The 1,743-nt window shown below is 71.9% G+C and carries 2 protein-coding genes; both read left to right on the top strand.

Translation table 11 applies throughout. From position 1 onward, the window contains the following. The first annotated feature begins 205 nt into the window (after positions 1-205). Positions 206-1,531 carry a low temperature requirement protein A gene (locus ACFXMF_RS47695; RefSeq protein ID WP_379992882.1) on the top strand — a complete coding sequence of 442 codons (1,326 nt, stop codon included), beginning with the start codon at positions 206-208 and terminating at the stop codon, positions 1,529-1,531. A 16-nt stretch (positions 1,532-1,547) separates the two neighbouring features. Further along, positions 1,548-1,685, top strand: a complete 138-nt coding sequence (locus tag ACFXMF_RS47690; protein ID WP_379992883.1) for a hypothetical protein — start codon at positions 1,548-1,550, stop codon at positions 1,683-1,685. Positions 1,686-1,743 lie beyond the last annotated feature (58 nt).

Raw genomic sequence — 1,743 nt, 5'->3', positions numbered from 1 at the left:
CCCGCGCCCCCCCCCCCCCCCCCCCGCGGCTACGCCGATCGCGAACGCGCGGAGAACGCGCTGTTCCGAAACAGACGACGCGGTGATGATGGGCCCGCGCATGTGCGCGACTCGCATCGGACCGGGCCGGACCTCGGTCGGCCCGTACCCCGGTGCCGTGCCTCGGCTCCCCGATGAGCGCACCCGGACCCACGAAAGCGAACGAATGAGACCCTCCTCGGCTCCCGGCGACGCCGATCGAGGCGACGCCGCGATACCGGCGCCGCCCTCACCGACGGACCCCGCCCACCGGCCCGCCCTCGAAGCCACCGAAATCCCCGTCGGAACCGCCACCGAAGTCCCCCTGGAAACCACCGACGAAATCCCGATCCGACTCCCGCACGACCCCGCCGAAGCACCCGCCCAGGCCGAGCGGCCCACCGGCGTGACGCCGATCGAGTTGTTCTTCGACCTCGTCTTCGTCTTCGTACTCACCCAGGCCACCCACCAGGTGGAGTCCCACCCGGGCTGGAGCGGGTTGCTCCAGGGCATGTTGCCGCTGGCGGCGATGTGGTGGATGTTCGGCGCGTTCAGTTGGTTGACCAACGCGGTCCGGCCGGACGCGACCGCGGTGCGGCTGTTGCTGGCGCTGACGATGACCTCGTTCTTCGTGATGGGCCTGGATCTGCCCTACGCGTTCGACCCGGACGGCTGGGCGTTCGGCCTCGCGTTCCTGGTCGCGGTCGGGATGCACGTCGCGCTGTTCCTGACCGCGGCAGAGCCCTCGGCCCGCTCCGGGATCGTGCGGCTCGCGCCGTTCAACGCGGCCGGCGGGCTGCTGATCCTGATCGCCCCGCACCTGCCCGACGCCGGCACCTGGGCGTGCTGGGCGGCGGCCGTCGCCGTGTTGTACCTGTCCATGGTGATCGGACGCGTTCGCGGCTTCGTGGTCGAGCCGCACCACTTCGTCGAGCGACACGGACTGATCATCCTGATCGTGCTCGGCGAATCGGTGGTGGCCGTCGGAATCGGCGCGGGTGGTCGGCCGGTCGACTGGAGGCTCGCGGGGGGCATCCTGCTCGGCATCGCGGTCGCCACCGGCATCTGGTGGACGTACTTCGGCGGCGACGACGAACGCACCGTACGGGCCATGTCGGACGCGTCCGTGGAGCGTCGGCAGATGCTCGGCTACGTGGCGTTCGGCCTGGCGCACGCGGTGATGATCGCCGGCATCGTGCTGGTCGCGGCGGGCATCTCGGACGGCATCCACCACCTGGGCACCGACACCAACCGCTGGTGGCTGGGTGCCGGCGTGGCAACCTTCCTGCTCGGCCACGCCTGGCACCGCCACGTCCTGGGCACCGGACCGGTCGCCGCGCAGATCACCGCCGCCGTCGTGGTGATCCCGCTGACCGCATCGCTGGCCGGCGCGGGTTGGGCCGCACTGACCGCCGCCACGCTGGTGCTGACCGCCATGACCGTGACCGAACACCTGCGCCAAACCCGCCCGACCCGGACCCCGGAGGTGCGCCCCACACCCGCGGCGGCTTGACCGACCGGGCCGCAGCGTGCTGTCGGCGAAGCAGGGTGACCCCGCGGTGTGGGGCCACGGGGTGGACCACTCGTGGTCGGGCGCGGAGGAATCGGTGGTGCCGACGGTGCGTCGGCCGTCCGTACCGGGCTATCGGGTGGACGAACTCACCTGAACCACGCACCGACCGCCACACCGGTAGCAACGGCCGAAGCCGCCGCACCGAAGTCGCC

It is taken from the genome of Embleya sp. NPDC059213, assembly GCF_042754445.1.
Lineage (GTDB): Bacteria > Actinomycetota > Actinomycetes > Streptomycetales > Streptomycetaceae > Embleya.
Note: the sequence above shows the minus strand (reverse complement) of the source record. Positions and strands in the feature narration are given on the sequence as shown.

Coding starts and splice junctions, on each gene's coding strand:
- ACFXMF_RS47695 (WP_379992882.1), top strand. CDS start 206: ATGAGACCCTCCTCGGCTCCCGGCGACGCCGATCGAGGCGACGCCGCG.